The following is a 21,799-nucleotide window of genomic DNA, read 5'->3' on the forward strand; positions in this document are numbered from 1 at the left end:
AGCTTCCTCCTCTCCTCACTCTATGACACTGTAAGGATTATAACCTCTCTTCTAAAGCAGTTCCAATATCTGATTTGTTACATTTTCAGAATCTATACAGCTTTTTACGACTGCAGATTTGAGGTTTTCAGGAGTTTTAACGGGAATCTCCTCTATTTCCCCTTCAATAAATTTTTTACACAGGGGCAACAACTTGGCGACTATTGATTTAAGCTTTCCAAGAGCTGAACGTTGGTTGTACAGTCCCTCTATGACGATATCGGAAACTCCCGCTTTAATTAATATTTCCTTCAGTTCATCCCCAAGCTCTTCCCTTATTGGTTCAAAGAGTCCTACCATAAATGCTTCATCTTCATACTTGGGGTAGAGTTTCCTCGCCAGAAACTTCATTAGGTAAGCAAACTGTAGAACTTTCTTAACCTCCTCCCTCGGCTTGTTCTGCAAGACAGAGGTAGTCAACAGGATAAAAGCAAACTCTTTAAGCTTCTTGTAGCCCAAATAGGCGACAGCGTGCTCTACAGACGTTATCTCTCTCCTAAGCCCAAAGTAGGGAGAGTTTACGTACTTTAAGACACGAGCCAACAAGTGGGGATCCATGGAAATAATCTGGGATATAACTTTCAGCTCCTCCTGATCTATTATTGCCTTTATCAGCCTTATCAAGACCTGACGGTTTAATTCCTGCTTCTCAAGCTCAGACATCAGGTTATCTCCTGAAGATTGCGTAGAAGAAACCGTCCATGTTGTTCCGGTGAGGGAATACTCTTAGGGTATTACCCTTTAAACCTGCTTTAAGCTCCTCAAAAAGGTTTGAAAACTCGTAAGGAGAGTAACCGAAGTTGAGCGCTGCTTTCGCGTTCTCCTCACCCTCTTCCTGTTCTAATGAACAGACGCTAAAGAGCAGGACTCCACCGGGTTTTAGGAGCTCATAGGCACTTTTAAGTAGCGCTCTCTGTACCTTCTGGTTGTGCCTTATAAGCTCAATAGACTTGTTCCACTTGCCCTCAGGGTGTCTCCGTATTACGCCGGTAGCGCTACAGGGAGCGTCTATTAAGATTCTATCAAAGGAGCTCCTGAACTTCTCCCTAAAGCTTCTATCCTTAGAGATATCCGTCAAAACGAAAGAAACGTTTTTTACGCCAAGCTTTTTGCAGTTGGCCTTTAGGAGCTCCATCCTCTTCTTATTCACGTCAACGGCCACAATTTTTGCTCTATTTTCCGTTATTGAAGCAATTGCTGTAGTTTTTCCACCGGGAGCTGCGCCAACGTCAAGTATCAGCTCAGAAGGCTTAGGGTCAAGGAGATAGGCAGCCAAGAAAGACGCGGGGTCCTGAATGTAAAAGTAACCTTCTTTATACCCGGGAAGGCTCTCTATGGGAACTCTTCCCTTTATCCTTAGTATATCCGGTATGAAGGGATGTCTTTCAACTTCTATTCCCTTACTCTCAAGTAAGGAGAAAAGCTTCTCGGGCGTCACCTTTATCCTGTTAACCCTTAAACAGAGGGGAGCTACCTTGTTGAGAGATTTAAGGAGCTCTTCAATTTCATCCTTACCGTAAAATCTCGCCCAGCGCCTTACCATCCATGTTTCAAAAGAGTAAAGGGTAGAAATCCTCTCAAAATAGGAGGGAATACGCTCTACCTCACGCCTATAGTTAAACCCGAGTAACTTTTTGGAAGCTGCGTTTACAAAGCCGGCCGGCTTCTTCCCTAAAAGCCTCTTAACAGCCTCTACCGTCTCATTTACCGCAGCGTAGGCCGGAACTCCTGTAAAGAAGAGCTGATAGGCTATGAGCCTAAGCGCATTTCTGACCGAAGGTTTCTGACCCTTTAGGTTTTTCTTAAGAGCTCTCTGCAGGGAAAAGTCAAGAAGTCTTAAATACCTGACAGTCCCTGAGGCTATTTCCCTTATAAAAGCCCTGTCAAGCGGAGAGAGATTAACGGTAAACTTTTCTACGTGCTCCCTTAACTTTTTGTCCTTCTCAAAAGCATTAAGGATTTTTATAGCTATTTCCCTGCTCTTCCAACCAATCAACGTCGTCAAAAACCTCTTCTCCTTCTATACACCTGAGGATTAACTGGACTACCTCTTCCGGAGTCCTGTTTGTCGTATCTATGTGAGCTATTCTCGGAGCTCTCGGGTTTTCAAAAGCTTCCGTAGCTATTACAGCAAGCCTCTCAGCCTCTACGTTCTCAGCCACTTTAAGAGGAGAGTACCCTCTGCCGGCGAGCCTTTTGGGGAGCTCTGAAGGGTGAACTCTCAAAATTATACACAGGTCAGAAGGTAGATAGTGGGCAACAAGCCCTTCGGCTATGAACTTCTCCTTTCCTTTAAAGAATTCCGTCAACTTTTCCACATCTGTAACGTAGGCGTCCCTTTCCTCGTCGTAGTCTGTATAGAAACCTTTCTCCCTAATAAGGTCAGAGAGGTGGAAAACTGGAATTCCCGTTAACTCCGATAGGAGCTTAGCCACCGTTGTCTTTCCAGACCCCGGCGTTCCGGTTATAGTAATCCTCAATCTCTATCTCCTTTTATCTTATCTTGGTCTTAAAGGTAGATATGATGTTGTTGAGCTCATCAATTTCCCTGTAGAGCTCCTTTATCTTCAAAAGTATTTCCTCAACGCTTTTAGCGTTTGATTCAGAAATCTCGTCTATCTCCTTTATGTTCTCAATCAAGCTTTCAACCTGCGCAATAAGCCCGTTGGAGCTCTCACTCAGCGTCCTTGATACAGTCCTTGTTTTCTCCATTACGTCGGTAACTTCCTTCATTTCACCTATCACATGCTCCGAGACAGATCTTAAGAACTCCATGTTCTCCGAGTTACTCTTTTCAATCTTCTGGGTCGTCTCCGATATAGAAAGGACAATACCATTGAGTATCCTGTTGATGTTTACCGTGTTCCTCTGAATCTGCTCGGCCAACTTCCTTATCTCCTCGGCAACGACGGCAAATCCTTTTCCGGTTTCTCCTGCCTTAGCAGCTTCTATAGAAGCGTTGAGAGCTAAGAGGTTAGTCTTATCGGCAATGTCCTCTATTATCTCTATGATGTTCTTTATGCTCTCTGCTTCCCTGTTGAGCTCTTTAAGCTCATGAATAGAGGCTAAGCTCTCTCTCTCCGTTTTCTCTATGGTTTTCTGGAGCTCCTCTATGCTGTTCATCGTTGATGTCAGCTTCCTGCTTGCCCTCTCAACCTCTTTCTCTGATGAGGATACAAGCTCCTTAAACTCTTTAATCGGTTCTGTTATAGCTGCTGCTGTTTCTGTTGCCTTATTTACCGTTTCTTTCTCCTCCGTTATCCTTCTTTTTACGTTCTCGGCGTTGTTTTTAAGAACCGTCGCTATCTTTACGTTCCTGCGGGCCGACTGTTTCGCCCTCTCAATTATCGTCCTGACCTTCTCTATGAAGGCGTTAAAGTATTTAGCCGCCCTTCCAAGTTCGTCGTTACGGTTGATAGAAAGTTCTCTCGTCAGGTCTCCTTCGCCCTCAGCTAAGTCCTTAGTTGTAAGGATAAGCTCGTTAAGGGGAGCAACGATACTCCTCTTAACAAAGATTAAAAAGGCAGCAACCATCATCAGGAGGAAAAGAAGGGTGAAGATGAGCATCTTGTTTTTCTTGGGAGAGGTGATACCTGAAAGTATCTCATCCTCCTCTATTTCTGCCACAATTGCCCACCTATTTCCGAAGACGTTAATCGGAGCGTAAGAGACTAAGACTCTCTTTCCGAAGAAGTTCTCGGAAATCGCCACTCCCTTTTCGCCTTTAAGGGCCTTCCTAACCGGTAGGGTATCTACCTTCAGTATCCCTATAGTGGTTCCCGCCTTCCTTACTATTGGGTCATCTATCTCCCTGAGAAACCTTATGTTGTTCTTAAGGGTGTAATCCGAGCCGGCAATATAGACTTCCCCGGTCTTACCGAGCCCTGCCTCCTTAAACCTGTAGTTAAAGTTGACTATCGCATCTATCTTGTCTATTGGAAGCTGGAAAATTAAGACCCCTACTTTCTCACTACCTTCGTAAACCGGCGTCGCTATGAAGGCTGCAGGCTGGTTGTAGCTTGGCTCATAGGGTTTAAAGTCTGAAAAAACTACCCTGCCGGGAGGGGAGCTTATGGCCTCCCTAAAGGCCTTAGCTATTCCTGTACCGCTGTAAGGGCCTGAGATGAGGTTTGTTGCAAAGTCTTTTTCCTTAAAGGTCGTGTAGACAATAGTCCCCCTCTTATCAACCAAAAATATGTCGTAGAGACCAAACTCCTTAAGGAGGTGATTAAAGTCTGGGTGGAACTTCTTGTGAACTTTCACGTATGAACAGGGGTACTTTTCGTTGTAGACGAGCCTGTTCTTTTTCCCTACAGGGTAGGGGTTCTCTACGATAAAGAGAAACTGCGCCAGTAGTCCGTTGGGATTTTTAGGAAGGTAGAACTCAACCTCCCGCCGTGGTGGAGCTCCGGGAATATCGTAGTTCACCAGATTAAGGTAGTGTCTTTCGTACTCCTCTTCTAAAGCTCTCTTAACATCATCAATATCAAGGTCTAACTCCTCTGAAAGCCTGTAGAAGGACTCCTCAAAGGCCCTTAAACTTTCCCTTGCGAGGCTACTGTTGGCAATTGAGGAAAGGAGGCTTTCCATGTAGGAGAAGTAGTCCTCAATGTGCTGGCTCTTTGCCTCCCTTACAACGGTTAACCTCTGGAAGGTTTCTGTAGTGAGGTTTTCTTTTGTAGCCCTGTAGGAGGAGAAGCCCAGAATGAGCGTTAGGACGAGGATTCCAACCAGTCCCCCGAGGGTTACTTTCTTCCCGAGGGACATGTCTTTAAGCAGCTTCATCGCGCCTTTACCCTTTATTCCGTTACCCTTTTAAATCTTAGCAAAACCCAATTCTACTTTTATCGTAAAATTTTCAAAACACTTTAAAGCTGGAGGCTCCTTTGCCGAAGAGAGAAGACATCAGGAAAATCCTCATAATCGGTTCTGGCCCTATAGTCATCGGTCAGGCCGCAGAGTTTGACTACTCCGGAACGCAGGCCTGTAAAGCTTTAAAGGAGGAAGGCTACGAGGTCATTCTCGTCAACTCCAACCCGGCAACGATTATGACAGACCCCGGCGTTGCCGATAGAACCTACATAGAGCCGTTAACAGTTGAGGTTCTTGAGAAAATCATTGAGAAGGAAAGGCCTGACGCCCTCCTCCCAACGGTCGGTGGACAGACAGCCCTCAACTTGGCTGTAGAGCTCCACGAGGCAGGAATCCTTGAGCGTTACGGCGTTGAGCTGATAGGTGCAAAGGTAGAGGCCATAAAGAAGGCAGAGGACAGGGAGCTCTTCAAAGAGGCAATGCTCAAAATAGGCCTTGAAGTTCCAAAGAGTGGCCTTGCCCGCTCCTTAGAGGAGGCCTTAGAGGTCGTTAAAGAAGTTGGCCTTCCTGCAATAATCAGGCCGGCCTTTACCCTCGGTGGAGAGGGAGGAGGCGTAGCCTACAACATAGAGGAGTTTAAGGAAATAGCAAAGAGAGGACTTGATGCAAGCCCCATAAACGAGATTCTCATAGAGGAGAGCGTTTTAGGCTGGAAGGAGTACGAGCTTGAGGTAATGAGGGACTTAAACGACAACGTTGTGATTATCTGTTCAATTGAAAACGTTGACCCGATGGGTGTTCACACCGGCGACTCCATAACTGTAGCTCCAGCCCAGACTCTAACGGACAAGGAATACCAGATACTAAGGGACGCTGCCATTGCCATCATCAGGGAAATTGGAGTTGAAACCGGAGGTTCAAACGTTCAGTTTGCAGTAAACCCCGAAAACGGAAGAGTAATCGTTATTGAAATGAACCCGAGGGTTTCCCGTTCCTCGGCATTGGCTTCTAAAGCTACCGGATTCCCAATTGCAAAAATAGCCGCGAAACTCGCCGTCGGATACACATTAGATGAGCTTCCAAACGACATAACAAAGAAAACGCCAGCCTCCTTTGAACCGGCAATTGACTACTGCGTCGTTAAGTTTCCAAGGTGGGCCTTTGAGAAGTTCCCGGAGGCCGACTCATCCCTCACCACGAGGATGAAGTCTGTCGGTGAGGTAATGGCCATAGGCAGAACTTTTAAGGAGGCACTCCTTAAGGCGATACGCTCCTTAGAGATTGGAAGGTACGGCCTCCTTATGAAAGGTACTGAAAAGGTATCTGACGATGAGCTTGAAAGCAAAATTGCAGTTCCAAACGCCGACCGTATCTGGTACATAGCAGAAGCTCTAAGGAGAGGCTGGAGCATTGAAAAGCTCTACGAGCTATCAAGGATAGACAGGTGGTTCCTCCACAACATAAGGCAGATAGTTGAGCTTGAAAAGGAGATAAAGAAGTACACCTTAGATACTCTTCCTTCCGATGTCCTGAAGTTTGCCAAAAAGTGGGGATTCTCTGATAGGTATATTGCGGAGCTCCTTGGTGTTTCAGAAAAAGAGGTCAGGGAAAAGAGGAAAAAGACCGTTCCTGTTCTATACAAGACCGTTGATACCTGTGCCGGAGAGTTTGAGGCCTACACCCCCTACTACTACTCAACATACGATGGAAAAGAGTGTGAGGCTAATCCGAGCAGTAAGAAAAAAGTTACCGTCTTTGGTTCAGGTCCAAACAGGATAGGTCAGGGTGTAGAGTTTGACTATTGCTGTGTCCACGCAGTCTGGGCTCTAAGGGAACTTGGGTATGAAGCCCACATGGTCAACTGTAACCCCGAAACCGTTTCAACAGACTACGATACTTCCGATAAGCTCTTCTTTGAGCCACTTACCTTAGAAGATGCCCTAAACATCGTAGAAAAGGAAAAGCCGGAAGGAGTAATCGTTCAGTTTGGTGGTCAGACACCACTAAAGCTTGCCGTTCCCCTTGAAAAGGAAGGGGTAAAAATACTTGGAACTTCCTCTGAGAGCATTGACATAGCAGAGGACAGGGAGAGGTTTAGGGAGCTCCTAAACAAACTTGGCCTAAAGCAACCTCCATCCGGTATTGCCCGCTCTTTAGAGGAGGCCGAGAAAGTTGCTCAGGAAATCGGCTTCCCCGTCCTCATGCGTCCCTCCTACGTCCTTGGTGGAAGGGCCATGAGGATTGTTTATAACTTGGAGGAGCTCCGTCAGTACATGGCCGAAGCCGTTGAGGTCTCAGAAGAAAAGCCCGTCCTCATAGACAAGTTCCTTGAAGACGCCGTTGAGTTTGACGTTGACGCCGTCTGTGACGGAAGGCGCGTCGTAATAGGTGGAGTAATGGAGCACATAGAGGAGGCGGGAATCCACTCCGGAGATAGCGCCTGCGTTCTTCCGACCTTCTCAGTTCCAAAGGAGATTGTTGAAGAAATCAAGGAAATAACGAGGAAGATAGCCTTAGAGCTGAACGTTAAAGGTCTCATAAACATCCAGTTTGCCGTTAAGGACGGAGAAATCTACATCATTGAGGTCAACCCGAGGGCTTCAAGAACCGTTCCTTTCGTCAGTAAAGCGATAGGACTACCCCTTGCAAAGATTGCAACAAAAGTTGCAATGGGTAAGACCCTTGACGAACTCGGAGTTGAGGAAGTAGAGCCGGACTACTACTCCGTAAAAGAGGCCGTCTTCCCCTTCAACCGCTTCCCGGAGGTTGACCCAATCTTAAGCCCCGAGATGAAGTCAACCGGCGAGGTTATGGGAATAGACAAGGACTTCGGCATTGCCTTCTATAAAGCCCAGCTTGCAGCCGGCTCAAGGCTTCCCCTTGACCCATCTAAGGGTAAGGTCTTCATAAGCGTTAAGGACAAGGATAAGCCGAGGGTTTACGGAATTGCCAAGAAGTTAGTGGAGATGGGCTTTAAGATTGTCTCCACGGAGGGAACGTACAGGTTCCTCAAAGAAAAGGGGCTACCCGTTGAGGTTGTCTACAAGATTCAGGAGGGAAGGCGTCCCAACGTAGAGGACCTCATAAAGAATGGAGAGGTAGCCCTGATAATAAATACTCCAACGGGAGCAAAATCTAAGAGGGACGCTAAGAGCATAAGGAGACTTGCAGTCAACTACGGTATCCCCTACTACACAACTATAAGGGGAGCTCAGGCTGCCGTTATGGCTATAGAGTCCATGAGAAAGGGACAGATGAGCGTTCGCTCACTTCAGGAATACTACGGAGGGAAAAATGGCTGACGAAAAGAAAGGACAGGAACAGAAACAGCCTCAGGTTATAGTTGGAAGTATGCCCTACAGGGTTTCAATGGCAGAGGTTGATGCTTACGGGGTTATGTACTACTCAAGAATTTTTGACGTCTTTGAGAGGGGAAGGACGGAGCTCTTCAGGGCCCTTGGCTTTGAGTACAAGAAAATATTCCAGCAAAGGCAAATCCTCATGCCGGTCGTTGAGGCCGCCTGCAGGTACATGGCTCCAATTGCCTACGATGACCTTTTAACCGTTGAAACCGCCATAACGAACATCGGTTCAAGGGGAATCAGGTTTGACTACAGAATCCTCAGGGACGATGTTGTCTTAGCTGTGGGCTTTACGCAGCACATCTTCATTGACCCACAGGGAAGGCCTGTAAGCTTTGGAAAGGAAATCTTTGAGGAGCTCAAGAAGAAGGGACTCATAAAAGAAGGACAACAGTTAGAACAGCAAGAACCAAAGCAGGCGCAGTCTCAGGAGGGAATTTCTGAAAAGCTCAGGAAGCTCGTAGTTGAAAGGGTTAAGGGAGAGGACAAACCCAACTAAATTTAAAATTTGCTAAAATCTTAATAACTTTATCCAACGGCCTTGTGGAGGTTACTATGGCTAAGAGCTTTAACGATGGCCTCGCAAAGGGTCTGGGTTTAGGGGCTACAATCGTTGGCTTTATGATGATGTCAATGTTTTCCTTGCTTCCACTTGGGATTTTCTCAAGTGTCCTTGACCTAAAGCACTACATGGGACTCAAATTATCCCTTGCCGCACTTTTTGCCCTTCTCACCTTTAGCTTCTACGTAAAGTACGTTAAAAACCTGAAACTTCCCCCAATCGTCTGGGGATTCGGAACTATGATTTCCCTCATAATGTCCGGCGTTCTCTTCTTTGTCACAGTTGACGTAGTTTTGAAGATTCTCGGCCTTGAATAGCAGTTAGATGGACATAAGGCAGTTAGAAGTTTTCACAAAAGTTTTTGAGCTAAAGAGCTTTTCAAAGGCTGCAGAGAAGCTGGGAATATCTCAGCCGACTGTTAGTGCCCACGTTCAGCACTTAGAGGACGCCCTCGGAAAGCGCCTCTTTGACCGCATAGGGAGGAAGGTTGTCCCAACGGTTGAGGCGAAGGTCCTCTACAGGTACGCAGTAGAGATTTTGAGGAAGAGAGATGAGGCAATCGCAGAGCTCCTCTCCTTAGACAGTAACTCAGAAGGAACTCTAAAAATTGCCGCCAGTAATATTCCGGGGGATTTCCTCATCCCCCACGCCATTCCGGAACTTAGGAAGCTTTTGCCTCAAACAGTCATAGTTGTTGAAATACTTGACTCAAGAAAAGTAGTTAAGCTACTCACCGAAAACATCCCGGACTTTGACGTTGGATTTGTAGGGATAGAAGTTTCCGACCCGAGGCTTGAGAAGAAAAAAATTATAGAGGATGAAATTATCCTTATAGCCCCTCCTAATTTCAAACGCCCTTCTATTTCTTTTAGCGAGCTTGTGGAGCTCCCACTCTTTTTAAGGGAAGCTGACTCTGGAACAAGAGCTTCAGTTGAGAGGGCACTCAAAAGTAGCGGTATAAACCCTGCCGAGCTAAAAATTGCAGGCGTTCTCGGGAGTAACACTGCAATAAAGGAAGCAGTCAAGCGTGGAGCTGGTTTTGGACTCGTCTCTAAATACTCCGTTAGCGAGGAAGTATCCTGTGGAAGGCTCAAGGCCGTGAAAATTAAAGGACTTGAAATAAAGAGGAGTTTCTACGCCATAAGGAGAAAAGATATCACCCCCGTCCCGGCAGCAAGAGTCCTCTGGGGAAACATAGACAAACTGTTTAAATCCCCAAGAACTTGAGCTTATTGATGGCGTCCCTGTATATGGGTTGGTCTATGAACTTTCCGTTGTAGGTAATTCCTCCTCTCCCTTCTTTGAGAGCCCTCTCGTAGAGCGCTACTATCCTCTTTGCTTCCTCAATCTCCTCTTCCGTTGGGGAAAAGACTCTATTGGCTATGCCGACCTGCTTTACAGAGATACACATCTTACCGGCAAAACCAAGCTCCTTCTCCTCAAGGGCTTCTTTCTCAAAACCTTCAAGGTCTGCATAGTCCTGATAGGCAGGAGCAATTGGAGAAACGTTAAAGGCTCTACAGGTAGAAACGAACTTTGACTTTAAGTAAGTGGCAAGGGGGGAAGATTTTGTGAGCTCTTGAGAAAGTCCTAAGTCTGCGAACAGGTCAAGAATTCCGAGGTAAGCAGCGTTTATCCTTTCTGATGCCGAAAGAATCTCAGAAAGCCTCTCTACAGCTTTTCCCGTTTCTATGGAAAGCTGGATTTTTATGGATTTTTCAGGAAGACCTGCCGAAAGCTCGTAGGCCTTCATAATTCCGTCAAGAACTACAACGTCTTCAGGCTTTTCAACCTTAGAAAGCCTTATAGCGTGAGGAACAACGGGAAGGAGCTCCAAAACGTCTTCCCAGAAGAACGCTGAATCAAGAGGGTTAATCCTTATTACAACTTCCTTGTTCCCGTCAAAAGGAACATTTTTTAAAAACTTCTTCAAGAGAAGACGGGCAAACTTCTTATTACTCTCAGCAACACCGTCTTCAACGTTAAAGATGATAACGTCGGCTTCCCTCAGAAAAACCTTTTTTAAGTGCCTTGGTCTATCACCAGAAACTATCAAAGCCGAACGCCTAAAGGGGTTTTCAAAGGGCTTCCTTAAAGGCTCTGCTTCCTCCGGAAACTTCTCAAGGCTCTCAATTCCCTCAACTCCTTCTACAACCTTTTCCGCAACGTCAAAGAGCTCCTCCAAAACCACCTCTACCTCCACTGTGATAGAATTTCTCAAAACCAAGCAGTAGGTTATTTTAACAGGGGGAAAAGATGTTACTCCGAGTTCTCCTTGCTTTGGTTTTACTCGTTTCAAACGCTCTTGCGGAATCTCCGGAAGTTCAAAAAGCCATGACGGCCATGAAATCCGGTAACCTCAAGGAAGCCTACAAAATTTTGGAAGCTTCTTGTAAGACGGGAAATCAGGAAAGTTGCGCTTCACTTGGAGAATTCTACATGAATGGCTGGGAAGTTAAAAGGGACTTGGATAAAGCTTATCAGTTACTCTCAAAAGCCTGTTCAGAAGGAATTGCACTCGGATGTAGCGACATCGGCATCATGTACATGGAGGGTTTAAAGTTCTCTAAAGACCCTAAGAAAGCTTTAAAATTTTTTTTAAAAGCATGCAATAGAAATTCTTTTGGACAAGAAATAGGATGTTACAACTCCGGTTTGGCTTTCTTTCTTGGAAAAGGTGTAGATACGGACTATTCCAAAGCCCTCTCATTTTTCCTCAAGTCTTGCAATTTAGGCTATACTCCGGGATGCAACAATGTAGGGATTATTTATGAAAGAGGATTAGTAGCAAAAAAGGACATTAAGAAAGCTCTCAATTTCTACAATATAGCCTGTCTTTCTGACGATATAACGGCTAAAAAGGTGGGGTGCTACAACTTGGGAAAGCTTCTTTACAAAGTTGGTAAAAAGGATGAGGAAAGCTTAAAGAAAGTTACTGAACTCCTATCCACTTCCTGCAACTTAGGCTACCAAGCCGCCTGCGATGAACTTAAGAAAATCTCCCTTACCAAAGAGAGGCCTTCTCCTTTCGGTTTAACGGTAGGCGTTACAACTGAGGACGAGTTTAAAGAGATAGTCAAAAATAAGGGCTGGCAGATAGTTGAATCTGGTTACAGAGTCATAAAAAACGACATATCCAACCCCGATGTAACCGGCTATAAAGTTGCAGGCCTTCCGCTTGAAAAGCTTAAAAGCGCCTACTTCTGGTTTTTCAAAGGGAAGCTGATGAAAATTGACTATCGTCTTGAAGAGTTCATGGACAAATCCACATTCTACATGTACTACGACCTGCTCAAGAACAAGTACGGCACCCCTTTGAGCTATAAAAAGCCTCAGGTTTCAGAGGGAAGAGCCCTCTGGAAGATTGGCGGAGTGGAAATAGAACTCTACTGTCCATGGGTTACAACTACAACCTACTTATCTTACACAGACCCTGACCTTTATTCAAAAGCGGCTGAGTCTGACAGGGCTGTCTACGAAGAACAGACAAAGAAGAAGGCCAAGTCCCTTGAAGGTATCTAAGAGAAGGATAAGTTTAAGTCTTAGATTAAGGTTTATAAGGAAAGGAAATGGTATTCAGAGACAGGAGAGAAGCGGGGGAGCTCCTTGCAGAGGCAATTCTTAAGAAGTACAACGGAACGCTTGAAAACCCGGTAGTTGTCGCAATACCCCGTGGCGGTGTAGTTGTCGCAGAGCCGATAGCAGAAGCTTTAAACGCTCCCTTAGAACTCGCTATACCGAGGAAGATAGGAGCTCCCTTTAACGAGGAGTTTGCCGTCGCAGCAGTTACAGAGGACGGGACAATCTTAATGAACCCTTCCATTACTGGCGATGTAGCCTACAGGCTCGGAATCTCAGAAGATTACATAAGGAGGAAAGCTCTTCAAGAAATTGAAGAGATTAAACGCAGGAAAGAAAAATACCTCGGGAGTAGGGAAAAATTACCTCTAACAGGAAGAGAGGTCATCCTCGTTGATGACGGAATAGCCACAGGATTAACAGTTAAAGCAGCAATAGCTTCCTTGAGAAAGGAAAAACCGAAAAAAATTATCCTTGCCGTTCCCGTTATGCCTGCCGATAAAGTCCCTGAGTTTCAGGAGCTCGTTGACGACCTAATTGTCATTCACGCCCCTGAGTTTTTCAGCGCCGTAGGACAGTTCTACTATGACTTTTCACAAACTACCGACGAAGAAGTCATTGAGATAATGGAAAAATACAGGTAAGCAACACCTTTTTCCCCTCAAAGACGGGACTTTAGAACAAGCATTGGGTCCGCCCTTACGCTGCTTACGTAAAACCCAAAGTGAAGGTGGGGTCCCGTTGACCTGCCCGTAGAGCCAACCTTTCCTATGAGCTGGCCAGCTTTTACGAACTGCCCCTCTTTAACGGTTATCTTTGAAAGGTGAGCGTAGAGGGTATGAATCCCAAGTCCGTGGTCAATTATTACGGTTTTTCCGGTAAAGTAGAGCTCCCTCGCAAGAACCACCTTGCCAGAGAGCGCAGCGTAAACGGGAGCGCCGAGGGGAGCTCTAAAATCTGTTCCCCAATGAACGGAGCGCTTTTTACCGTTGATTATCCTCTTTGCCCCAAAAGGCGTTGAGACCCTTAGTTTTTTAAGAGGCCTCCTTAGAAAAGTCTCACTAAACTTTTTCGGAGTTACCTGAGAGAAGATAGTTCGTAAAAGTTTTTGCTCTTCTTTTATCCTTTTTAGGAGCTCTGGGGGATACTTCTTCGGCTCTTTTACCCAAATTCTTGAAACCCTGTACTTTTTACGAGCAACTTTTATAACTCTCCTATCCTTTTCCTTTCCATCCTCGTACAGAGTAACAAAAACCTTTCCTTTACTTCCGTAGGGAATTACAAAGTAAGCCTTTTCAGACAGAACGGGAAAGGTGTATTCTCTGTTTCCGGCCTTTACTACTACTTTAGCTTTTTTAGGTATTTCCTTAAGCTTAAAGAACCCTATAGAACCGGGATAAGTGTAAGAAAGATAAAAAGGCTCAGCTGCAAGGTTCACAGGAGCAACTAAGAAAGTAAAAACAAAAACGAAAACTCCAAAAAGTTTCTTAAACAGCTTAGCCGTCATCTCCTCTCTTCAACCTACCACTGGCTGACGGTAAGAAACAAGGAGCTCTACAAGCTGCTTTAGTTGAATCAATTTTTCCTGAGGGATAAACTTTGAATGTCTTTCAAGGTAGCTCAGAGCTCTAAGAGTCGCTCCTACATCAGAGTGAGTACCTTTAAGGAAACCTTCTAAGGTATCAACCGCATCTACAAATTTTTTACTTTCTTTCAACCCTTTTAAAGACTCAAGATATTTTAAAGCCTCAGCAACCCGCTCCTCTAAATCAAACTTTACCGTCGCATAAGCCGTTCCTGCCGTCTCCTCTACCTTCTCACTCCCGCAGGAAACCGAAAGCAAAAGCAAAATCACCAGAGTTCCTATCTTCCTCATCCCTATAAGCCTCCACTTCTCAACTCACTAACAGGTATGTTACCATCACCCTCATCCCACAACAAGTGTTGACCCACATCCTTATCTGAAGCTATTCTAATAGCAATTTCTTTACTAACACTAAAAATTCCAAAATACTTACCTACCTTTAATTCCTGCTCTTCTTGGTAGAATCTGTAAGCTTCCTTTTGTACTTCTTTATAAATCTCCTTCTTTCTTATTAACTTCTTAACCACAGACGTTAAACCCTTATCAGTTTCCTTAGTACTTAACCGGCAAAGGACCTTAAACATAATCTTTGAAACTTGCTTTCCTACTTTAAAAGAATATTCCTTAGTTGCCTCTCTAAACTCTTTCTCCTTCCTCAACATTAGTTTCTTTTCCAATTCTCCTCCTGACGTACACTTTAAACCTCACTAACAATTTGCCTCAGGCAACCATCTGTTTTACTACCTCTTTAGATTAAGTCTAGAAAAATTTTCATAGTTCCGTTTTTTACCCTCTGTGATTGAGGGTTTCGGTCTTTTCCCCAGGAGATTAGTTTACTTTCTCTAGCTACACAAAATATCGTACACTATTTTCATCATTTCTCCTATTTGAGATTACAGGATAATGCGTGTATAATTATGTGGAAGTTTTACAATAAACTTCCACATATAGAATAGAGGTAACAGTGGGTAATTCCTACTATGTATTTCCTGCTGTCAGAGGTATTCAAGCAGGAAGAGAATTTTACACAGCAATGTGCCCTCTAAAGTTAATACCTGAGCTTTTTAAAGAAATTAATATTCCTTTAGTTCCTCCTAGATTAAGAGCACAAAGGATTCTTAATAAAAGGAGAATTCCTGAAATTAAAAGGTATATATTAGAAAATCCATATACCTATGTTTTTTCATCAATCACTATTTCCATTGATGGAAACATAGAATTTGAACCCGTTAGTGAAGACGACTATCAAATAGGAAAGCTCAAGATAGATAAAAGCTCAAGGGTTATAATAAATGATGGACAACATCGTATTGAAGCTATTAAGCAAGCTCTACAGGAAAATCCACGATTAGCATACGAAACCATTTCAGTCGTCATCTTCGTTGATTTAGGACTGGAAAGAAGTCAGCAGATATTTACAGATCTCAATAGATATTCTGTAAAACCCACCCCTTCCATTAGCATTCTCTATGATTATAGAGATCAAATGGCAGAGTTAGCTAGGTATTTATCAGAAAATGTCTATTACTTTAAAGGCCTTGTTGAATATGAAAGAAGCTCTATATCCAATAGATCTCACAAACTCTTTACACTCAGTAGCATTTATCATGCTACTAAGGAACTTTTAGGTAAGAAGGGAAATAAGATAGAAATAAGCGATGAAGACAGAATATTGTCCTTCGAGTTTTGGGAAGAAGTAGGTAGGAACATCCCTGAATGGGAAAAGATAAAGAAAGGAGAGTTAGCGGCTTACAAAGCAAGACAAGAATATATCCATTCTCATGGGCTTTTCCTTAACGCCATTGCCATGGTAGGCCGCGTAATTATTAGTAACCACTTAAGCTTGCAGGAAACTCTTTCCAAGTTGAGAGATATTAACTGGCATAGAAATAATCCCGAATGGGAAGGGATAGCTTTAAACAAAGGCAGATTAAATAAAGCTAATGTAAATATAAAGGCTACAGCAAATTTCATTCTAAAGAAAATCCTAGGAGAAAAATATGTCTTCCAGATCTAAGAAGATTTTCCTACTTGGAGGAAAAACTTTAGAGGATATTTACAAAGAAATTGAAAGTATTTATTTCTCAAATAGTTATCCTTGGATAGTAGGGTACAGCGGAGGAAAGGACTCTACAGCAACATTACAATTAGTTTGGGAAGCTTTAGAAAGATTACCAAGAAACAAACTAAAGAAGCCTATATATGTACTTTCATCTGATACATTGATAGAAATTCCTAAGGTCATAAATTACGTTGATAAAAACTTAAGTCTTATCAACAAAACTGCTAAAGAAAAAGGGTTACCTATTCAGGCAGTAAAAGTTTATCCTCGGATTTCAGATACTTTCTGGGTTAATCTGATAGGAAGGGGATATCCTGCCCCCACCAAAGAGTTTAGATGGTGCACTGATAGATTAAAAATAGAGCCTTCAAATAGATTTGTAGTGGAAACCGTAAGTAAGTACGGGGAAGTAGTTGTTGTTTTAGGCGTTAGGAAATCCGAAAGTCTCAACAGGGAAAGGACAATAAATGAACATAAAATAGAAAACCATAGGCTATCAAGACATTCAACCCTTCCTGGAGCTCTAGTTTATACACCTATAGAAGACTGGACCGTTGAAGATGTCTGGAACTACCTACTTAACTTTGAATCTCCATGGGGAGGAGATAACCAAGAACTATTTGAAATGTACAAACAAGCAAATGCAGGAGAACCGCCTATTATAGTTGGAGATTTAGTCGCAGCTAACGAACAAAGTGGAGGTAACAGTAGGTTTGGTTGTTGGGTTTGCACTGTTGTAAAAAATGAAAAATCCCTCAGTTCCCTCATTGAAAGCGGAGAAATTTGGCTAAAACCTCTTCAAAAGTTTAGAGAGATGCTTGTTGAAACTCAGGATCCAGAGAAAAAGCATATTTACCGCGATTACAAAAGAAGAGATGGGAGTATATATTTCCTAAGAAATAGCTGCGGAGATGGCTCTAAAAAACTTGGAAGAGGTCCTTATAAGTTTGAGTACAGAAAGCTTTTTCTAGAAAAGCTTTTAGAAACTGAGAAAGAGGTAAATAAGAATAATCCTTACGAAGAAGAGATTAAATTGATATCCTTAGAGGAGCTTTTAGAAATTAGAAGAATTTGGAAGCTAGAAGAGGGAGATTGGGAAGATAGTGTTGCGAAAATTTACAAAAAGGTTTATGGAAAAGAATTAGAAATACCAAAGGAAGATGTTGGTATTTTCTCTGCAGAAGATAAGAGGCTAATAGAGTTATTAGCAGCAGAAGAAGAGATAGATCCGAGATTGATAATCAAATTGCTTAATACCTGTCAATATAACGCTTTTTCTTCAAGAAAAAGTTCCCTACTTAGGAAACTCGAAAAAATTCTTAATGAGGAGTGGAGAACAGAAGAAGAAATCTTGAGAGAGGTCAACGGGCAATGATCCTAACTTCTTTAACATTAGAAAATGTAGGTCTCTATAAAGGAAAAAATGTTTTAGATCTAAGACCAAAAGAAGGGAAAAATATTGTCTTATTTGGTGGAAAAAACGGAACTGGCAAGACTACCTTACTCGAATCTGTAAAGTTATGCTTGTACGGCAACAATATCTACGGATATACAAAAAAACAGTATGAAGAGTTTATTAAAAAGCTTATACACAAAGGAGAAAAAAGCGCTCAAGTCACTCTTGAATTTATTTACTTTTCTTTGGAATCTCATGACACCTACAAAGTAGTTAGAAAGTGGGATCTCGGCAAGCGTTTTAAAGAGGAATTCCTTCTTTACAAAAATGGTGAAATCTATAAAGAAATACCTAGGGAACAGTGGCAAGAGTTTATTTCTGACATTATTCCTCCTAGCTTAGTTAACTTTTTCTTTTTCGACGGAGAGAAAATAGAAAAACTCGCAGAAGATTTCTCAGAAGTTGAGTTTGTAAATGATGTTAAATCTCTCTTAGGAGTTACAGTGATAGATACTTTAAGAACAAGTTTAGATATATTGAGAAAAAGATATATTAACCAAGAAGATGTATCCGAAGAAATAAGTCAAAAGCTTCAAGAGTTAGAGGAAAAGAGAAAAACTTTGGAGAAAGAATTAGAGAAAAAACTTCAGAGTCTTGCCGATATAGAAAATAAGAAACAAGTGTTAGAGAGGAAACTAAAAACGGCCGAAAGGGAATTTATAGAAAAAGGCGGAGAAGCTTTTAGAAGTTATGAAAGAAATAAAACAAGAAAAGAATTCTTAGAAAGTGAAATTGAAAAGATCAAGAATGAGATTAGAGAACTAGCTTCCAAAGATTTGCCTCTCGCGACAGGTATGGATCTAGTGGAGGAACTCCTTGTACAGTTAGAGATGGAAAAAGAAATAAAAAGAATAAATTTTGAAAAAGAAATTTTGCAAAACAAGCTCAAGGAGCTTGAGAACATTTTGACTCCTCTCTCTTTGGACAAGGAAGTATTAGAGAAAATACGAAACTTATTCTCAGTCAATAAAGAAATTAAATCAGATATTATTCTCGATCTCTCTGAAAAAGAAAACAAGACGGTAGAAGTAGTTATTCAAAATCTGAAAACTAATACTTTGGGCAAAGCTAAAAATTTATTTCTCAAGTTAGAGAATCTAGAAGAAGAACTACTTGAAGTTGAAAGTGCTTTACAGAATGTTCCAGAGGAGGAATTTATTAAACCATATTTAGAAAAACTTTCACGGCTAGAAAGGAAAAGAATGGAATATGAAACTATAAGGAAATGCTTAGAAGAAGAAATTAGAAAACTGGAAAAAGAAAAAAACAAAGTAGAGAAGGAAATTGAAAAATTAGAAAGCTTTATCAAACAAAAGATGAAAAAGAGAATGGTTATTCATATAATAGAGAAATCCCAAAAGGTCATTGATAGATTTAGGAAAGAGTTCGTAAAGAGGAAAATAAAAATTCTCGAAAAAGAGATCCTAGATGCCTTTTACAAACTTAAAAGAAAAGAAAACTTCATAAGAGATTTACATATTAATCCAGAAACTTTTGAAATCACTCTTTTTGATGTAAACAATAGAAAAATTCCCATCGATAGACTCTCTTCAGGAGAAAGACAGATATTTGCAATATCATTCTTATGGGGACTTGCAAGAGCTTCTGGTAAAAAATTACCAGTAATCATAGATACCCCTTTGGGTAGATTAGATAATGAACATAGAGAGAACCTCGCTAAGAACTATTTCCCACATATTAGTCATCAAGTTATTATCCTATCCACAGATGTAGAAGTAGACAAAGAACTTTTTGAGATGTTAAGAACACATATATCACACTCATACCAATTGGTCTACGACGAAGATTGTATGTGCACCAAAGTGCACAAAGGATATTTTTGGAATTAGTAGTTTTAGGAGAGAGAAAATGAAGTTTAACAGGATTATCCTGGATAAGAAAATTAGCCAAAAACTCTTCATACTAAAAGGAAGAACAGGTCTTACCCCTAATATCCTTTGCAGATTTGGCCTAATCCTTTCTTTGAAAGATCCAACAGTACCAGATCCGAAGTGGTATAAGCAAGATGGTCAAGAGTTAATGAGACATGTATTACTTGGCGACTTAGATACTATTCTAATTTGCCTTTTTAAACAAAGAGCTTATAGGGATGGAGTAAATCTGAAAGATGAAAAACTTCTTCTTGAACTCTTTAGAGCTCATATAAACAGAGGAGCAGAGCTCCTCTATAATAGGATTAAGAATCTTAGTAGCATAAAAGAATTAATTGACTTATAATTCCAATACTTCTTAATCAAAATAGGAAAGCTTAAAATTACTACCATTATTATCTATTAAAATGAATTTTAAAAGACCCTTGAAAGCTTTAGATCTATTTTCAATTGCCTCTTTTCCCCACATTTCTTCTTCACCTAAAGGTCTAAAAAATTCATGGAACTTTTGTCTATAGACTCTATATTCATGCGTTCCGTCAACAATTTCTTCTTTTATTGAGCGGGTAATATATATATTTTGATTACTCTTTAGGGCATTTATTTTCTCTTCAAAACAACTATTTCTACTGGAAGAATTAAAAGATCTATCCACTAAAGTTAAATTTCCTATTCTATGAACATAGTTTTTATAATTTTCCTCTGTAATATCCGAATATCTACATTCCCCAAAGTTAGGAGTCTGAGGTAAGATATGCTCAACCGAAATATTGTTACTATCTACCTTTGTACCTTCAAGATGATAGTTTGCAATACTCAGTAGTAACTTAGTTAACTTCTTCTTCTTTCTATACAGGGGTAAAACTTCTATATTTGTCTCAAAATCACTTAGGTAAGAATCTATCTTCTCAGAAATCCAACTATTTACCTTTTCTATGTTTCCACTTTCAGTTACAATGGTTTTACAAAGTTCAGGTACAATTTCACTAAGCTTTTTGGTCTTATCTGCAATCATGTAGACAACAGCTAATCTTAGTATCATTAAGAGAATCCTTTTCTTATGGAACTCAAAATCTCCTTCTCCTAAAACCTCGTAAAAAGACAAAAGTATCTTAAAACCTAAATTGAAATTTATCAAATTTAGATATTTCTGCACAAGAGTATCTCTCTTGAGCTCCTTATATTTGGCAGCAACCCTAATTAAATCACCTAATAAACTCAGAGAGTCTTCATAATTTTCTGTCCTTAACGCCTTGAAAGTAGTAAAAATCGGGTTATTTCCTCTAGATACTATCTCTATACCTTTTATAGTTAAGTAATCCTCTAAAAACTCCCTTGGCTGGATCTTAGTTCTAGAAGGATTAATATTGTTAATGATTTCTAATAACCTTTCCCATTCAGTAGAAAGAGTACTATACTCTGTTTCATTAGCAGAAAAAAACAAAAAGTTCTTCAAAAGATCCTCAGGCTTTAAAGTAATTCCACTATCATTTAGTTTTTCAAAAACAAGAAAACCAGTATCCACATCATTAGTTTTCGTTACAACAAGCTTAGTATTATTTAAAAATTGATCACAAAAGTCCAAAAGAGTCCCCTCATCTTTATCAGAAAAGAAAGAGTCTATTTCGCACACTATATTAAGTAAGTTCTTCTGATATTCATTCAAAGGAAAGTCAAAAACATCCTCCAAACTTTTATTAGAGCACAAATCACACCTATTCTCACCATCTAACAGTAAATTAATTACCCTTTCAAAGACAGGTGCCAGCGAATCATTCCGCTCAACAATATAGCTACGTTCAACATTACGCTCAATCCTTCCATTTCTATTGATTCTTTTGATATTTTCTCTAATTAATAGACTCTTCAATCTATTTTTGTATCTTTCCAATATATCAGTAGGAATATTCTGAAACGACTCTCTCCTACATTCTATATGTTTATACAACACAGCTATGATAAGAACTATAGTTGTTAATCTTTGCTGTCCATCTATAACTTCTAGAGATTTTCTACTTCTTTCTTCTCCCTCAATAGAATTTCTAGAAAGAACAATTCCCCCTATAAAGTAGTCTTTAAAACCATCCTCCCCCTGTCTTTCAAGAATCTCCATAATATCGCTAATTAGCTTCGTAACATGTTCCGTCGTCCACACATATCTCCTCTGATATCTTGGAATATAATAGTTCTTCCCTCTATCTTGAGAATCCTTTTCATTCTTTAGTAACTCCTCCACGGAATAAAGCTGTGAAGAAAAATTCTCTCCCATAGTAAGATTCCCCCCTACTTTAGAATCTCCACCAAGTGGACATCAAATCCATTACTGACCATCTTGTTCCAAAACTCAGGAATCCTTAATCCCCTTTCATCACTCATTCTGCTCCCTGAATCATCTTGCCATTTTTCAGTTATCATAACAAACCTTCTTCTCCTGAAATAAAAATCTCCCT

19 protein-coding genes are annotated in these 21,799 nt (G+C 41.3%); 10 read left to right on the forward strand and 9 right to left on the reverse strand.

The window, feature by feature from the left end:
• Positions 1 to 51: 51 nt before the first annotated feature.
• Genes CLV27_RS07885 through CLV27_RS07900 form a run of 4 tightly spaced genes read right to left on the reverse strand, consistent with a single transcriptional unit; the run spans position 52 to position 4,824 of the window.
• Complete coding sequence (locus CLV27_RS07885; protein WP_132527566.1) at positions 52 to 702, reverse strand: HDOD domain-containing protein; 651 nt, start codon at positions 700 to 702, stop codon at positions 52 to 54.
• 4 nt (positions 703 to 706) lie between these two features.
• Complete coding sequence (gene rsmB / locus CLV27_RS07890; RefSeq protein ID WP_132527654.1) at positions 707 to 2,035, reverse strand: 16S rRNA (cytosine(967)-C(5))-methyltransferase RsmB; 1,329 nt, start codon at positions 2,033 to 2,035, stop codon at positions 707 to 709.
• Positions 1,992 to 2,519, reverse strand: a complete 528-nt coding sequence (locus tag CLV27_RS07895; protein ID WP_132527568.1) for an adenylate kinase family protein — start codon at positions 2,517 to 2,519, stop codon at positions 1,992 to 1,994. Before CLV27_RS07895 ends, rsmB begins: the two co-directional genes overlap by 44 nt.
• 13 nt (positions 2,520 to 2,532) lie before the next feature.
• Positions 2,533 to 4,824: a methyl-accepting chemotaxis protein gene (locus tag CLV27_RS07900; protein ID WP_132527570.1), complete on the reverse strand. Its 2,292-nt coding sequence runs from the start codon at positions 4,822 to 4,824 to the stop codon at positions 2,533 to 2,535.
• Positions 4,825 to 4,925: 101 nt separating this feature from the next.
• Between CLV27_RS07900 and carB the strand changes: the two genes are divergently transcribed.
• From carB to CLV27_RS07920, 4 genes are read left to right on the forward strand one after another with little or no spacing between them, the layout of a single operon-like run.
• Positions 4,926 to 8,153, forward strand: coding sequence for a carbamoyl-phosphate synthase large subunit (carB, locus tag CLV27_RS07905; RefSeq protein ID WP_132527572.1), 3,228 nt, complete (start codon positions 4,926 to 4,928; stop codon positions 8,151 to 8,153).
• Positions 8,146 to 8,712: an acyl-CoA thioesterase gene (locus tag CLV27_RS07910; RefSeq protein WP_132527574.1), complete on the forward strand. Its 567-nt coding sequence runs from the start codon at positions 8,146 to 8,148 to the stop codon at positions 8,710 to 8,712. The genes carB and CLV27_RS07910 overlap by 8 nt, the downstream gene beginning before the upstream one ends.
• A 56-nt stretch (positions 8,713 to 8,768) precedes the next feature.
• The gene (locus CLV27_RS07915; protein WP_132527576.1) at positions 8,769 to 9,092 is read left to right on the forward strand and encodes a hypothetical protein; all 324 of its coding nucleotides are present in this window, start codon (positions 8,769 to 8,771) and stop codon (positions 9,090 to 9,092) included.
• Between the two features lie 7 nt (positions 9,093 to 9,099).
• On the forward strand, positions 9,100 to 10,002 hold the full coding sequence (locus CLV27_RS07920) for a selenium metabolism-associated LysR family transcriptional regulator (RefSeq protein WP_132527578.1): 903 nt from the start codon (positions 9,100 to 9,102) through the stop codon (positions 10,000 to 10,002).
• Here CLV27_RS07920 and CLV27_RS07925 read toward each other — a convergent pair.
• A complete protein-coding gene (locus CLV27_RS07925) occupies positions 9,983 to 10,966 on the reverse strand; it encodes an HpcH/HpaI aldolase/citrate lyase family protein (RefSeq protein ID WP_243644917.1) in 984 nt (327 codons plus the stop codon). The genes CLV27_RS07920 and CLV27_RS07925 overlap by 20 nt on opposite strands.
• Before the next feature lie 65 nt (positions 10,967 to 11,031).
• Here CLV27_RS07925 and CLV27_RS07930 point away from each other — a divergent pair, with 65 nt between their 5' ends.
• Positions 11,032 to 12,297, forward strand: coding sequence for a tetratricopeptide repeat protein (locus CLV27_RS07930; RefSeq protein ID WP_132527580.1), 1,266 nt, complete (start codon positions 11,032 to 11,034; stop codon positions 12,295 to 12,297).
• Positions 12,298 to 12,344: 47 nt separating this feature from the next.
• A complete protein-coding gene (locus CLV27_RS07935; protein WP_132527582.1) occupies positions 12,345 to 12,998 on the forward strand; it encodes a phosphoribosyltransferase in 654 nt (217 codons plus the stop codon).
• Between the two features lie 17 nt (positions 12,999 to 13,015).
• Here CLV27_RS07935 and CLV27_RS07940 read toward each other — a convergent pair whose 3' ends face one another.
• From CLV27_RS07940 to CLV27_RS07950, 3 genes are read right to left on the reverse strand one after another with little or no spacing between them, the layout of a single operon-like run.
• The gene (locus tag CLV27_RS07940; protein WP_132527584.1) at positions 13,016 to 13,861 is read right to left on the reverse strand and encodes a M23 family metallopeptidase; all 846 of its coding nucleotides are present in this window, start codon (positions 13,859 to 13,861) and stop codon (positions 13,016 to 13,018) included.
• A gap of 9 nt (positions 13,862 to 13,870) precedes the next feature.
• On the reverse strand, positions 13,871 to 14,230 hold the full coding sequence (locus CLV27_RS07945; protein WP_132527586.1) for a hypothetical protein: 360 nt from the start codon (positions 14,228 to 14,230) through the stop codon (positions 13,871 to 13,873).
• 2 nt (positions 14,231 to 14,232) lie between these two features.
• The gene (locus tag CLV27_RS07950; RefSeq protein WP_132527588.1) at positions 14,233 to 14,616 is read right to left on the reverse strand and encodes a hypothetical protein; all 384 of its coding nucleotides are present in this window, start codon (positions 14,614 to 14,616) and stop codon (positions 14,233 to 14,235) included.
• Positions 14,617 to 14,903: 287 nt separating this feature from the next.
• Between CLV27_RS07950 and dndB the strand changes: the two genes are divergently transcribed.
• The 4 genes from dndB to dndE are packed head-to-tail and all read left to right on the forward strand — an operon-like array spanning position 14,904 to position 19,695.
• Positions 14,904 to 15,956 carry a DNA sulfur modification protein DndB gene (dndB, locus tag CLV27_RS07955; RefSeq protein WP_207891612.1) on the forward strand — a complete coding sequence of 351 codons (1,053 nt, stop codon included), beginning with the start codon at positions 14,904 to 14,906 and terminating at the stop codon, positions 15,954 to 15,956.
• Positions 15,940 to 17,376: a DNA phosphorothioation system sulfurtransferase DndC gene (dndC, locus tag CLV27_RS07960; RefSeq protein WP_132527592.1), complete on the forward strand. Its 1,437-nt coding sequence runs from the start codon at positions 15,940 to 15,942 to the stop codon at positions 17,374 to 17,376. The genes dndB and dndC overlap by 17 nt, the downstream gene beginning before the upstream one ends.
• The gene (gene dndD, locus CLV27_RS07965; RefSeq protein WP_132527594.1) at positions 17,331 to 19,307 is read left to right on the forward strand and encodes a DNA sulfur modification protein DndD; all 1,977 of its coding nucleotides are present in this window, start codon (positions 17,331 to 17,333) and stop codon (positions 19,305 to 19,307) included. Before dndC ends, dndD begins: the two co-directional genes overlap by 46 nt.
• A 19-nt stretch (positions 19,308 to 19,326) precedes the next feature.
• Complete coding sequence (gene dndE, locus CLV27_RS07970) at positions 19,327 to 19,695, forward strand: DNA sulfur modification protein DndE (RefSeq protein WP_132527596.1); 369 nt, start codon at positions 19,327 to 19,329, stop codon at positions 19,693 to 19,695.
• A gap of 12 nt (positions 19,696 to 19,707) precedes the next feature.
• Here dndE and CLV27_RS07975 read toward each other — a convergent pair whose 3' ends face one another.
• A complete protein-coding gene (locus tag CLV27_RS07975) occupies positions 19,708 to 21,618 on the reverse strand; it encodes a DUF262 domain-containing protein (RefSeq protein ID WP_132527598.1) in 1,911 nt (636 codons plus the stop codon).
• Positions 21,619 to 21,799 lie beyond the last annotated feature (181 nt).

Source organism: Phorcysia thermohydrogeniphila, from assembly GCF_004339575.1.
In the GTDB taxonomy this organism is placed as follows: domain Bacteria; phylum Aquificota; class Aquificia; order Desulfurobacteriales; family Desulfurobacteriaceae; genus Phorcysia; species Phorcysia thermohydrogeniphila.